Source organism: Algorimicrobium bowmanii, assembly GCF_054031195.1.
This window is the reverse complement of the sequence record NZ_CM132929.1, coordinates 1,199,181-1,213,149: the sequence shown is the minus strand read 5'-3', so window position 1 is coordinate 1,213,149 and position 13,969 is coordinate 1,199,181. Positions and strand designations below refer to the sequence as shown.

10 protein-coding genes are annotated in these 13,969 nt (G+C 33.3%); 2 read left to right on the top strand and 8 right to left on the bottom strand.

The genetic code is table 11. The features are described from left to right. Window positions 1–48 precede the first annotated feature (48 nt). The 7 genes from ACW5R3_RS05320 to ACW5R3_RS05290 form a co-directional block, all read right to left on the bottom strand. Window positions 49–2,607, bottom strand: a complete 2,559-nt coding sequence (locus ACW5R3_RS05320) for an adenosylcobalamin-dependent ribonucleoside-diphosphate reductase (RefSeq protein ID WP_456578575.1) — start codon at window positions 2,605–2,607, stop codon at window positions 49–51. Window positions 2,608–2,785: 178 nt separating this feature from the next. Continuing rightward, the gene (locus ACW5R3_RS05315; RefSeq protein WP_456578574.1) at window positions 2,786–3,754 is read right to left on the bottom strand and encodes a DUF3078 domain-containing protein; all 969 of its coding nucleotides are present in this window, start codon (window positions 3,752–3,754) and stop codon (window positions 2,786–2,788) included. 30 nt (window positions 3,755–3,784) lie between these two features. Beyond that, window positions 3,785–4,963 carry an AIR synthase related protein gene (locus tag ACW5R3_RS05310; RefSeq protein ID WP_456578573.1) on the bottom strand — a complete coding sequence of 393 codons (1,179 nt, stop codon included), beginning with the start codon at window positions 4,961–4,963 and terminating at the stop codon, window positions 3,785–3,787. Between the two features lie 36 nt (window positions 4,964–4,999). Then, a complete protein-coding gene (locus ACW5R3_RS05305) occupies window positions 5,000–5,698 on the bottom strand; it encodes a Curli production assembly/transport component CsgG (RefSeq protein WP_456578572.1) in 699 nt (232 codons plus the stop codon). 157 nt (window positions 5,699–5,855) lie between these two features. Next, window positions 5,856–5,993 carry a hypothetical protein gene (locus ACW5R3_RS05300; protein WP_456578571.1) on the bottom strand — a complete coding sequence of 46 codons (138 nt, stop codon included), beginning with the start codon at window positions 5,991–5,993 and terminating at the stop codon, window positions 5,856–5,858. A gap of 179 nt (window positions 5,994–6,172) precedes the next feature. Then, window positions 6,173–8,359 (bottom strand): glutamine synthetase III family protein, encoded by a 2,187-nt coding sequence (locus ACW5R3_RS05295; RefSeq protein WP_456578570.1) that lies wholly within the window; start codon window positions 8,357–8,359, stop codon window positions 6,173–6,175. A gap of 127 nt (window positions 8,360–8,486) precedes the next feature. Then, on the bottom strand, window positions 8,487–9,446 hold the full coding sequence (locus ACW5R3_RS05290) for a calcium/sodium antiporter (protein WP_456578569.1): 960 nt from the start codon (window positions 9,444–9,446) through the stop codon (window positions 8,487–8,489). A gap of 187 nt (window positions 9,447–9,633) precedes the next feature. On the opposite strand from ACW5R3_RS05290, the gene ACW5R3_RS05285 reads away from it, so the two are divergent. Further along, window positions 9,634–9,993 (top strand): BlaI/MecI/CopY family transcriptional regulator, encoded by a 360-nt coding sequence (locus tag ACW5R3_RS05285; protein ID WP_456578568.1) that lies wholly within the window; start codon window positions 9,634–9,636, stop codon window positions 9,991–9,993. A gap of 2 nt (window positions 9,994–9,995) precedes the next feature. Then, window positions 9,996–11,879 carry a M56 family metallopeptidase gene (locus ACW5R3_RS05280; RefSeq protein ID WP_456578567.1) on the top strand — a complete coding sequence of 628 codons (1,884 nt, stop codon included), beginning with the start codon at window positions 9,996–9,998 and terminating at the stop codon, window positions 11,877–11,879. 69 nt (window positions 11,880–11,948) lie between these two features. On the opposite strand, the gene ACW5R3_RS05275 is transcribed toward ACW5R3_RS05280, so the two are convergent. Beyond that, on the bottom strand, window positions 11,949–13,913 hold the full coding sequence (locus ACW5R3_RS05275) for an endonuclease (RefSeq protein WP_456578566.1): 1,965 nt from the start codon (window positions 13,911–13,913) through the stop codon (window positions 11,949–11,951). Window positions 13,914–13,969 lie beyond the last annotated feature (56 nt).

Genomic DNA, 13,969 nt, shown 5'->3' with positions numbered 1-13,969 from the left:
AGCCGCTCCATAGGAACGACTCTTTTAAATTCACACTTAAATTAAGGATTATCCACATTTAGATGACCCACAATCTTTACAGGTTAAACAACCTTCTTGATATATTAAATTTTCTGATTTACAGTTTGTACATGTATGACCTTTAGCCTTAGTTCCATCAGCAACATAACGTTTTAAAGCACGACCAACACCATTTTTCCAAGTGTTTATAGACTCACTATCCAACTGTAAACTATTAATAAGTTCAACAATATTATCAATTGGCATACCATGACGCAAAGTACTTGATATTAACTTCGCATAGTTCCAATACTCCGGATTAAACTTATGAGATAACCCTTCAATTGTTGTCTTATAGCCTCGTTTATTCTCATATTGAAAATCATAACGCGAAGAACCATCTTCATTTCTACTTTTCATGATTACACCACTTTCAACCCAACGAGGGATTAAAATACCGTCTTCATCATCAGCTAAACCTGTAAAAATCTCATACGGATTACCATCTATAAGTCCGATAAAGGCAATCCATTTTTCTTTTTTATTTTGAAAACGCACAACATCAGCCTCTAACACCTCTGGTCGTTTAACAGGAAACTTAGTTAACGTTTCTGCTGGGCTTTCTTCTTTTTTCTCCTCGTTAGAAATAAGTACTCCTGAACGCGAACCATCACGATAAACTGTTACACCTTTACAACCAACTTCCCACGCTTTTAAATACAGTTCTCCTACCAATTCTTCACTTACATCATTTGGCAAGTTAATAGTTACACTAATAGAATGATCAACCCATTTTTGAACAGCTCCTTGCATTGTTACTTTACTTAACCAATCAACATCATTTGAAGTTGCTTTATAGTAAGGTGATTGCTTAATTAATGAATCTATTTCTTCTTGAGTAAAGTTTTTCGTTGAATCGATACCGTTCACATCCATCCACTGCTTAAATCGGTGATGAAACACAACGTATTCTTCCCATGAGTCACCTACTTCATCAACAAAATCTACACGCACATGTTTATCATTCGGATTCACTTTACGTCTACGCTTATAAACAGGCATAAACACAGGCTCAATTCCCGATGATGTTTGCGTCATTAAGCTTGTTGTTCCTGTTGGCGCAATAGTAAGCAAAGCAATATTACGACGTCCATACTCTAACATTTCAAAGTATAATTTTTCATCAGCTTCTTTTAAACGTTGAATAAACGGATTATTTTTTTCACGCTCTGAATCGAAAATAGCAAAAGCACCACGCTCTTTAGCTGCCGTTACAGAAGCACGGTAAGCCTCAATACCTAATGTTTTATGAACTTCTACTGAAAAATCATTACCTTTTTGACTTCCATATTGTATACCTAATGCAGCTAACATATCACCTTCAGCTGTTATACCAATACCTGTACGACGTCCTTCATTTGCTTTTTTCTGAATGTTTAACCACAAATTACGCTCTGTAGCTTTCACTTCATCTTGTTCAGGGTCTGAATCAATTTTTTCAATAATAGCATCGATCTTCTCCAACTCTAAGTCAATAATATCATCCATAATACGCTGCGCTACTGCAACGTGTTTTTTAAATAACTCAAAATTAAACGTGGCTTGTTTTGTAAATGGATTTTCTACATACGACAATAAATTAATTGCCAATAAACGGCAAGAGTCGTACGGACATAAAGGAATTTCACCACATGGATTTGTTGATACCGTTTTATAACCTAAATCTGCATAACAATCTGGCACTGACTCATTAATAATAGTATCCCAAAATAAGATACCTGGTTCTGCCGATTTCCAAGCATTATGAACAATTTTTTTCCAAATTCCATTGGCATCAATAGTTTTCGAAAACTTAGGAGATTGACTAAATATTGGATATTTCTGAGTGTACTGCTCATTATTTTTTACAGCACGCATAAATTCATCATCAATACGCACCGAAACATTAGCTCCGGTAACCTTTCCTTGCTCTAATTTAGCATCAATAAATTCTTCCGAATCTGGATGATTAATTGAAACCGATAGCATTAATGCTCCACGACGACCATCCTGAGCTACTTCACGTGTAGAGTTAGAATAGCGTTCCATAAATGGCACAATTCCAGTAGATGTTAATGCCGAATTTTTAACAGGAGATCCCTTTGGTCTGATATGAGATAAATCGTGACCAACACCTCCACGACGTTTCATTAATTGTACCTGCTCTTGGTCTATTTTCATAATCCCTCCATAGGAATCAGAATCGCCATTATTACCAATCACAAAGCAATTAGAAAGTGAAGCCGTTTGATACGGGTTCCCAATACCAGCCATAGGACTACCTTGTGGTACGATATATTTAAAATCTTTAATTAAATCGAAGATTTCTTCTTCAGAAAGTGGATTCGGGTAACGCTTTTCAATACGCGCAATTTCTTTAGCAATACGATTATGCATATCGTTTGGTGATAATTCGTAAATATTACCTTGCGAATCTTTCAAGGCATATTTATTAATCCAAACACGAGCTGCAAGGTCATCGCCTTTAAAGTATTTTAAAGAAGCTTCAAATGCTTCTTCTTGTGTATAAGTTTTTGGTTCTGCAACGGGTTTGGTCTCTATCGGCATGTTCTTGTATAGTTTAAAATTTTAATAGCTTTTCACGAAGTGTAAAGAACGTAAAAAAATTAAACTTTCCGATCATTAATTTTCACAAAGTTTACAGTAAATTAATTTAAATAACTGATTTTAAGTAGTTTAAAATTTATCAACAATGAAAAGTTAACAAATAATGTTATTTATTTAATTAAAATTCATATACAACACCCACACCTAATAATTGCTTCCATTGTACACGCGCCCCCACGTTAATAAACTCTGTTTCTTCGGTTACAGGGTCCACCACTTCTTCCTGTATTTTAACATCATTATCATACCTAAGATGCGAACCTAATGTAGCACGAACAAAGTTATTTACCCTAAAGTCAAAAACTATTTCCCAATCTATATCTACGTTACCAAAATCATTAATATAATCAGTATAAAGGCTCATTAAATTTTTCAATGCTATGTTTTCAAAAATTTCGGCTTCATAACTACTAGTAAGTAAAACACCCAATTCTTTTCGAACGCGCTCACCAGAACGAACCATATTACCATCGGTATCATATACTGCTGGCTCAACACCAAATGCTCCAGAATCTGACAATGCTTCATCCAACACAAATGTTGTTTTAAGAGTTAGCGGCGAAAAATACATAGAAAATTTATCTATATTTTTACCATATTCTGCACCACCACCTAAAAACAAATAACCTGGCGCCATGAATTGCGAAATCTCATTTGATGTATTCGGATAATTATAACCGTTAGCAAATTGTGTTTTAAAATTAAATCGAGCAGAATAATACCAATTGGTACGCCTATTTTGACGAAATCCTAAACTGGAATTGATTTCTAACAAATCGTCTGTTTTTCGAAACTCTTGATCCTCTTGTTTATTTAGCCCATATCGCGCTAACAAATTACTATCCCAAATAAAATTTCGGTATTCATATCGCAATGCACTTTTAAGCCCTATCAAGCCCGAGATAGAATTACTACCCCCGGCATTCCAATTTACAAAAGCAACCTCATTAATATCCAATCCTGCTGAATTTGTATTAGTCCAAACAGGCACATTAGGATTTGTAGCAGGTTTGAAATACAAAGAGTCTGGCTGAGCCCAAATTAATTGAGCAAACAAGAAACTAAAAATAAGAATACACTTATGCATAACACTAAAATTTTGAAACTAGGGGTTTAATTAGTATACAAACTCACCAAATTCACTTTTTATTGTTAACTTCTTTTCTGAAGCAGCTTCAACACGACCAACTATTTTAGCATCAACATTATAGGATTTTGATATTTCTATAATAGCTTCTGCTACTTCCGGAGCAACATATAACTCCATACGGTGACCACAATTAAAAACCTGATACATTTCTTTCCAATCAGTTTTAGATTGCTCTTGGATTAATTTAAATAATGGCGGTACCGGAAACAAGTTATCTTTAATAATATGCAAACCTTCAACAAAATGCAAAATCTTCGTTTGAGCTCCACCACTGCAGTGTACCATTCCATGAATAGTATCACTCGTATATTCATTAAGAATTTGTTTAATAATTGGCGCGTAAGTTCGCGTTGGTGATAGCACTAACTTACCAGCATCAATAGGTGAATTTTCAACCGCATCAGTTAGCTTCATACCTCCTGAATAAACCAAATCACTTGGCACAGCACCATCAAAACTTTCTGGATACTTTTCAGCTAAATACTTATGAAACACATCATGTCTAGCAGAAGTCAGTCCGTTACTACCCATTCCCCCATTGTAACTTTTCTCATAAGTTGCTTGACCGAATGACTCTAAACCAACAATGACATCACCAGGTTTGATATTAGCATTATCAATTACATCAGAACGTTTCATACGAGCTGTAACAGTAGAATCAACAATAATGGTTCTAACTAAGTCACCAACATCCGCTGTTTCACCTCCTGTAGACCTAATAGTTACACCAAAGGATTTCAAATCTTCAATTAACTCTTCAGTACCGTTTATAATTGCTGAAAGCACTTCTCCTGGAATATTATTTTTATTACGGCCGATAGTAGACGATAGCATAATATTATCTGTAGCACCAACACAAAGAAGATCATCAATATTCATAATCAACGCATCTTGCGCAATACCTTTCCACACGGATAAATCACCTGTTTCTTTCCAATACATATAAGCTAGCGAAGATTTTGTTCCCGCACCATCCGCATGCATAATTAGACAGTAATCCGGATCATTAGTTAAATAATCAGGTATAATTTTACAGAAAGCCTTAGGAAAAAGACCTTTATCTATATTTTTAATAGCGTTATGAACATCCTCTTTTGAGGCTGAAACACCGCGTTGGGCATATCGTTTACTTACTTCTTGACTCATATCCTAGAATTGAACCACAAAAATAAGAATTGTTATCTATTTATTAGCAGGAATTGGGTTAGTTTTAAAAATTGTTGGAACAGACTCTAACAACTTGACTTTCTTCTTTTCACCACCGAAATAAAAACTAAGACCACAAGCTAGACGCCAATACACATCATTTATTCCAGTTACGAGTGCCGTTTCATCCTTATTAAACACTTTATTATAATCAAAGAAAAACCTAAAACTCAAACCTTCATAAATTACATAATCCACACCAATACCAGCAAGCCCTTTCACTTGCAAATCGTTAAAATGCTTATCACTATTTGTGCCACCACCCGCATAAACGTATGGCGAAAAACGAGAATGCGGCAAAATTAAAACCTCAGCACTTAAATCAGCCGAAAAAAAACCATGTTTACGACCCTGATAAACCAAATCAAATGTATTTAGGGTAAGATTAATATGTAAATACGGAATAATAGTGCGCTTATACCCTGTACTAAAGTAAAGTCCAAGATCAACATTTTCAATATCAGCATCAAATAAAGTTGCCCCGATACCAGCAGACAACGCATTGGTACCACGGTAATCATAAAAATCAACTTTAGGCATTACATACAATGCACTATCACTTGAAGTAGTTTGCGCATTTATCTTTGTATTAAAAAAAAGCACACAGATAAATAAAAAACCACTAATTGATTTCCCAAACACCAAAGACCTTTTAGACATATTAAAAACTTTCATAACAAACCGAATTAAAAGAGTTTAAAATCACAAAAAACCAAAAACCCTAAAAGAAAGGATATCAAAAAAAAATACCATATTTAACTTTCATCAAAACGAATTTCGCTGTCTGAAAGTTAAATATGGTATTTTCATACTGATTGTTATCGAATAACAATCAACCTAAAACTGTTGTGTTTTCTACACTCTTAGACACCTTTTCTTTTACCGCATTTCCTTCAAGCTCATCATTTGCTTGCGAAAAGATTAAAGTGGCAGCCATAAGCATAAGAACACTTACAATAAGCCTTTTCATAATGTAATTTGTAATAATTAATAGCAACTCAAAAATACGATTTATTTAAGTGTTTTGCTTTTAGAAAAATTATTTTCGTTGTTAGACAAATAATATCAGACAAACGACACAACACAAACTACAACATGCAAAAAAACCCGACGTAAGTCGGGCTTTATCAATACTTTAAGTCTTAAAACTTACTTAGTAAACAATAATTCTCTATACTTTGTAAGTGGCCAAAGTTCATCATCAACTAATAATTCTAGTTTATCACAGTGATATCTAATATCATCAAATAACGGCTTCACTTTAGTACTATACGCTTCAGCTTTTTTATCAATTTCATTGATCTTATTAGCTACTTTACGCTCATTAATCATTAAGGTTACATTAGAATTAATTGAAGCAATATGCTCTGAAATATCTTCAATTAAGTTTAACTGTTCAATCGCAAATTTCTTAAAATCGCTACCATAAATCTCTTTTAAACCTTTTACGTTTTCAATTAACATATTTTGGTAACGAACAGCTACTGGCACAACATGATTTCTAGCTATGTCTCCAAGAACACGACCTTCAATTTGGATACGCATTGCGTAATCTTCCATTTCAATCTCGTAACGCGCTTCAGACTCCACACGATTCATAACACCTAAATCTTCGAATAACTTAATAGCTTTTTCAGACACTTTAGCCTTAAGAGCTTCAGGAGTTGTTTTATTATTACTTAAACCACGACGCTTAGCTTCAATTTCCCACTCTTCACCGTAACCATTACCTTCAAATAAAATGTTTTGAGATAATTTAATATACTCACGTAAAACATTAAAGATAGCTTCGTCTTTTTTAAGTTTCTTATCTTTAATTAATGCATCTACCTCAGCTTTAAATTCAATTAATTGCTTAGCCATAATAGTATTTAAAACCGTCATTGGATTTGCACAATTCGCTTTAGAACCAACAGCTCTAAATTCAAATTTATTACCTGTAAATGCAAAAGAAGATGTTCTATTTCTATCTGTATTATCTAGTAAAATTTCTGGAATCTTACCAACAACATTAAGTTTTAAATCTGTTTTTTCTTCAGGCGATAATTTACCGTTAGTAACGTTTTGAAGTTCGTTAAGCACTTTTGTTAATTGATCTCCAATAAATACCGACACAATTGCTGGTGGCGCTTCGTTAGCTCCTAAACGGTGATCATTACTTGCAGAAGCAATAGCAGCTCTAACAATTTCTTCATGATCATTAACTGCCTTAATTGCATTAATAAAGAAAGTTAAAAACTGTAAATTACTCATTGGTGTTTTCCCAGGACCAAAAAGATTAACTCCTGTGTCCGTTGTTAAACTCCAGTTATTATGCTTACCTGATCCATTTACACCTTTAAATGGCTTTTCATGGAAAAGTACTTTAAAATTATGACGTTCACCAACTTTATGCATAACATCCATTAATAAGGAGTTATGGTCTACCGCTAAATTAGCTTCATCAAAAACTGGCGCTAATTCAAATTGATTAGGCGCAACTTCATTATGACGTGTTTTAACCGGAATACCTAATAACATACATTCGGTTTCTAAATCGCGCATAAATTGCATAGCACGAGTTGGTATCGTTCCAAAATAATGATCATCTAATTGCTGCCCTTTAGCTGGCGCATGTCCAAGCATTGTACGACCCGCCAAAACGATATCTGGACGAGAAGCTGCTAAAGCACTATCAATTAAAAAGTATTCTTGTTCCCAACCTAAAGAGGCGTTTACTTTCTTTGTATTCTTATCAAAATACTTACAAACATCTACTGCTGCAGCATCAACTGCTTGTAAAGCTCTTAATAAAGGTGTTTTATAATCTAAAGCCTCACCTGTATAAGAAACAAATACAGTAGGAATACATAACGTTGTTCCGTAAATAAATGCTGGAGATGTTGGATCCCAAGCTGTATAACCACGAGCTTCAAAAGTATTTCTTATTCCTCCATTTGGAAAACTAGAGGCATCTGGTTCTTGTTGAACCAATTGTCCGCCACCAAATTTTTCAATTGAACGACCATTCCCAATTGGCTCAAAAAAAGCATCGTGCTTTTCTGCCGTAGATCCTGTTAATGGTTGAAACCAGTGTGTATAGTGAGTAGCTCCTTTTGAAATAGCCCATTCTTTCATTCCTGTAGAAATATGATCAGCTACGACACGAGAAATTTTAGAACCGTTTTGAGTAGCATCCATAACACTAACAAAAGCTTCTTTTGTTAGATACTGACGCATTGTATCTTCATTAAATACATTAGAACCAAATATTGCCGAACGACGTTCTGGCTCATTAATTTTAATTGGTTTACGACTCAAGGTCTTTTGAATTGCATAAAATCTTAAAGTGGACATTTCAATATAGTTTTTAAAAATAATTACGGCACAAAAATACACTTATTTTTAATAAAATACAGAACACCCCTATTTTTTTTAGGGTCAATCCTAAAAAAAACAGTTTTACTACATGAAGACCCCCGATTTAAGAATCGCCAAGGAAAGCTAAATATACAAAAAGAATATAAACCCCCAAAAGAATTGCTCCTTTATATCTCCCTATTTCTAGTTTTTTAGGTAAAAAAGCTAACGGAATTAACACAACCGCAAAACCAAGCATCCAGAAAATATCTTGAGATAATATACTTGGGTTTTTAACAGAAATTGGATGTACCATAGCTGTTACCCCTAGTACAGAAGCAATATTAAAAATATTAGAACCTATTAAATTCCCCAATGATATGGCCTTCTCTTTTTTCATTGCTGCAATAACAGAAGCCGCTAACTCCGGCACACTTGTACCTATAGCCACCATCGTTACAGAAATAACCAATTCACTAACCCCCATACTCACTGCCAAATCTTTAGCCCCTGACACTAACCATTCGCTACCAAAATACAGAGCTACCGCCCCTATAGCTAGCCAAATAATAATTTTAAAATTTGAAGTTTGTTGCAAAGTCTCATCTACCTCTTCGGTCTCAATAGCAATATCCGTTGCCTTTTTAGAGCGCCTAATTAAAACAATTAGAAATACAACTAAAGACAATACCAGTGCAAAACCCTCTTTGAAATCTAAAACCAGGCCACTTTGTAGCATAAAATATAAAGCCACAGACAAAAGCATCATCATAGGCCAGTTCAATTTGTAAAAATCTTTATCAATAGTTAGCGGAGAGATAAAAGCAGTAATCCCTAATACCAATCCTATATTAGCCATGTTGGATCCTATAACATTTCCGAGTGCAATATCCGGAGACCCATCTAAAGCAGCCTGTAAACTTACTAACAACTCAGGAGCAGACGTTGCAAAAGACACAACCGTCATACCTATTACTAATTTTGAAATATTAAATTTAAAAGAAAGCGCGACTGAAGATCTCACAAGAAACTCACCTCCTACAACCAATAACACTAATCCAAACAACATCCAAACTATACTCATTGCATCCTAATTTTAAAGCATTAATTCCCTGATAATATATAAAAATGCGAAGATAGTATTTATCCGGATTTTAGCACATAAACTACAAAAACCGTTAAAAAACTATATTAATAGTTGTATAACTGTTTTTATAGTTATACATTTGATTCATTACTTTACATTAAAACAGAGAACAAAAAATCAAAGCATGCAAAAGCTAACCAATAAAGAAGAAGAGATTATGCATATTTTATGGACGCTAAAAAAAGCATTTGTAAAAGATGTGTTAGCCGAAATAAAAACAGACAAGCCACATTACAATACTTTATCAACTATTATTAGAAACCTAGAAGATAAAGGTTATGTTAGCTACAAGGCTTATGGGAAAACTCATGAATATTTTCCAATAATTAGTAAAGAGCAATACAAAAAGAAGTTTATGAATACAGCTATTGACAATTATTTTAATAGCTCCTATAAAAGTGTTGTTTCATTTTTTGCAAAAGAAGAGAAAATTAGCGTTGAAGAATTAAAAGAGATTATTGCCTTAATAGAAAAAGAAGACTAACTATGGATTATCTATTAAAAGCATCTGTGTTAATCACCATATTCTATATAGGATATATCTGTTTATTACAACGAGAAACCTTTTTTAACAACAACCGTCTGTTTTTAAGCTTCGGAATTATCTGTACACTTATATTGCCCAGTATTATTATTCCTGTGTATATAGAAGTTGCTCCACAAATAAATACATCAAATACGCTATCAGCTACACACATACCTTTACCTCATTCTGATCAGACATATAGTATTATGGATATTTTGTGGACAATCTATGTGTTAGGTGTTATATTATTTTCGGTACGCTTTATAATAAACATTCACACATTAGTGCAACTTATTCATTCCGGTACCACAGAAAAAGACAATAACTTAGTTATTGTAAAAACAGACAGACAAATTGCTCCTTTTTCCTTTTTTAAATGGATTGTTTACAATCCTAATCAATATCAAACAAAAGACCTAAACTCTATACTAAACCACGAGCAAGTACATGCCAAACATTGGCACTCCATAGACGTTATTCTAAGCCAAATTGCTTGTATTATCTTTTGGTTCAACCCTATAATATGGTTATATAAAAAAATACTTGAGCAAAACTTAGAGTTTATTGCAGATAAATACGCACAATCAAAAACATCATGCAAGAAAAGCTATCAACGCCTTTTATTAAAAACAAGCGTACCAACTCATCAATTGGTGATAGCCAATAATTTTTATAATTCATTAATCAAAAAACGAATCGTTATGTTAAACAAATCAAAATCAAACCCAATGAACAACTGGAAATACGTGTTAATTATTCCTGCTTTAGCACTCTTCCTAATGAGTTTTAACACCAAAGAGGTTTACATCTATCCAGAAGCGACAAAAGCAAGTTTGTCATCAGAAATTTTTACTGTAACAGCTGAAACCTCAAATACAGAATTACAAGCCATTGAGACGTATTTCTCAAGTAAAATTGCCAAAGTAAAGTTTGCAGCAATTAAAAGAAATCAAGACAATACAATTCGAGAAATCACGATTAAAACCAATTATGATGGAGGAAGCAAATATGTAAAGCGTATGACAGTTGGACTTGACGAATTGGATAACATTGAACCCTTTACAATTAGCTTATCTGACAATAAAACAGAATTAATATTTCAATTTTCTGAAAACGAAACGTCCATTGTAAGTGCAGAGTCAATCAGGTTTTCAAACAACACAATTAATTCAAATACCAAAAAAGCCCCATCAGAAGATAATAAATTAGGCGAAAATCCGCTATACATAATAAATAACACCCCATATCCTAAAAGTTTTTTAAATAACAAAACGTTTAAAGTTGAAAAAAAAATTATCACTTTAAATAAAACCGAAGGCTTACAACGTTATGGCGAAGCTGGAAAAGATGGAGTTATCATTTTTGAAGGAGAAACCACATTCAACATTAAAAATGAACATAATGTATTGACATTAGTCATTACGAAAGATTTTACCGATTTAGATTTAAATGCCACACGCGAAAAGTTAAAACAAGAAAACGTTAAACTTAACTTTAAAGGCATCAAACGAAATAGCTATAATGAAATAACAAATATTGAACTCCAATATAGCACCAAAGGTTCTACAGGAAGTCACGTTGTAAACGGTAAAAATCCTATCAACAGTATCAAACTGACTTTAAACAAAGAAGACAATACAATTAAAATTAGCAACTTAGTACCATTTAATAACAAAGATAACTTTCTAATTTTATTAAACAACAACGAAATAACTGTGGATGAAATGAATATGATTAATCCGAATATTATTATAAAAACAGATATTATCACTGATTCAGAAAAACTTAAAAAGTATGGTGAAAAAGGTAAAAATGGCGTTATTGAAATTACGACCAAAAAATAATATTAAAAAATTCATAAAAAAAGCCCAAACGCATATGCATTTGGGCTTTTTTTATGAGATTAAGATACATTAATTAACCACTATCTTTCTTATAGTTGTTTTATTTTCTGAAATTATATGCATTACATACATACCACTCACCAAATTTAAATCTACATACGAATTAACAAGTGTTTTAGAGAAAACTTCACGCCCTTCAACAGAATATAAAGTTACTTTTGTATCAGGCTTAACACCTTCTAAATATAAGCGTCCTGATGTTGGGTTCGGATAGATAACAAGATTATTCTCTTGATAAGTATCAACACTTAAAACTTGACTCCAAGTTTCACCAACCATGTCTCCCCATAAATACTCAATTAAATCTGGCTGATCAATAAATGGGTTTCTATTATATTGCCAATCGTAAATGACATTATTTCTATTCATTTCAAAATCATCTGGCGGATCATTTCTGTGCCACTCCAATAAAGTTTGTAAGTCGCCAAACTGTCCAACAATTCCCTCTGGAAAACCATTTACAATATCTAAGCTATTATATCTAACAGCTAAATAAAACACACCTCTAGCAACGTCTCCTTTAAAGCTACCTAAAGTACCTTCAGGGCCATTATACTCGCCATAAAACTGATTGTTTCTAGAACTATTTTCTGGTCCATCCGAGGCTCTTAAAGCATGCGCATCGGAATTTCCATGACGTAAAGAGTCAGCTTCAGTTGTCCAAAAAATATCTCTTCCGTCTGCTATTTCATCTTCTTCAATACTGTAATAACCTGCTCTAGATCGTGGAAAAGTATGCTCGCGGTTCCATTTTCCGGTACTTTCAGATGTTAACTGAAAATCTAATTTAGCACGTCCCTGCTCTGTATACACCAACCAAACTTGATTACTATTTTCGGGATTTTGGTCGGCTTCTTTTAAAATATCAATAACATCTGTATAGGTTTGTGCACGCACAATTTCAGGATCAGCAATAATATCCTGCAGTGCTTGTTTTAAATTACCATCAGATAAATTATCTAAACTATCATAATATCCGTTAGGTTGTGTACTTGCAACAGTACCATATGTTGGATTTACCGGTGTACCGAAACTTGCTTGCGTAAAGTCGTTATCAGTAACACGTAGTTTAATAAAGTTATTATAAGGAATAAACGGAGAAGGTAAATTTACAAACTGTACAATAGGTTCCTCATCGCCCTCATCGGCTACATCATCAATAATTGTAAGACTTGTAGATACTGTATTTTGTCCACTAGGGATTGTTACCGTTGTTACACCACTTACATCAGAGGTATTAAAACCATAGTTATCCAATGAGAAAGAAAAACTAACGTCCGAATCTACATTTTCTTGAGCTGTAAACGTTAAATTTATAATATCTCCTTCATTATAAATTTCCGAATCTGTACTAATAGCAATACTATTAAACACAATACCACTTCCATCATTTAATGCTCTAGGTGTTGGTGTAGTTGACGAATAGGTTCCGTCGTTGTTTAACTGTATAGAGTTTGTATTATTTCCAGAACCTTCATTTATTTGTTGGATATTGGTGAAATTAGGATGAGCGCTAAAAATAGCAATCATATCCGTATCATCAGAATCTGAAGTATCATAGATTAAAACATCTACTAAATTGTCAATTGTTGCAACTGTTTCTGGCGGAAAATCAAAATCACTAGCTTGATAGATAGCGACAGCATCAGCACCATTTTGAATTGTATTTGCTGATATTAGCAATTGTGGAAATGGTGTAACGGTATCACTACCTATAAGTAGCAAACCATTTTCATCAGTTGTATATCCATCTAAATCGATTGTAAAATAACTTGAATTATTTCCAGAACTCGACCCATTAAAGAAAACTACAACATAGCCATCCAAATTAAAGTTAGGTGTATCAGATTTTAATTCAAGAAATTCTTCTGTGTCAATTCCTGGTGTATCACAATCTAATTCGTTTATTACAATTTGTGCATAGGAGTTAAACCCTAAAACAAAAAGTAATATAAAAAGTAATTTATGGTTCATAAAAAAATAGGTTTTGGCAAATGTAAGCAACAACTTTACAAATTATTCTTTTAAGC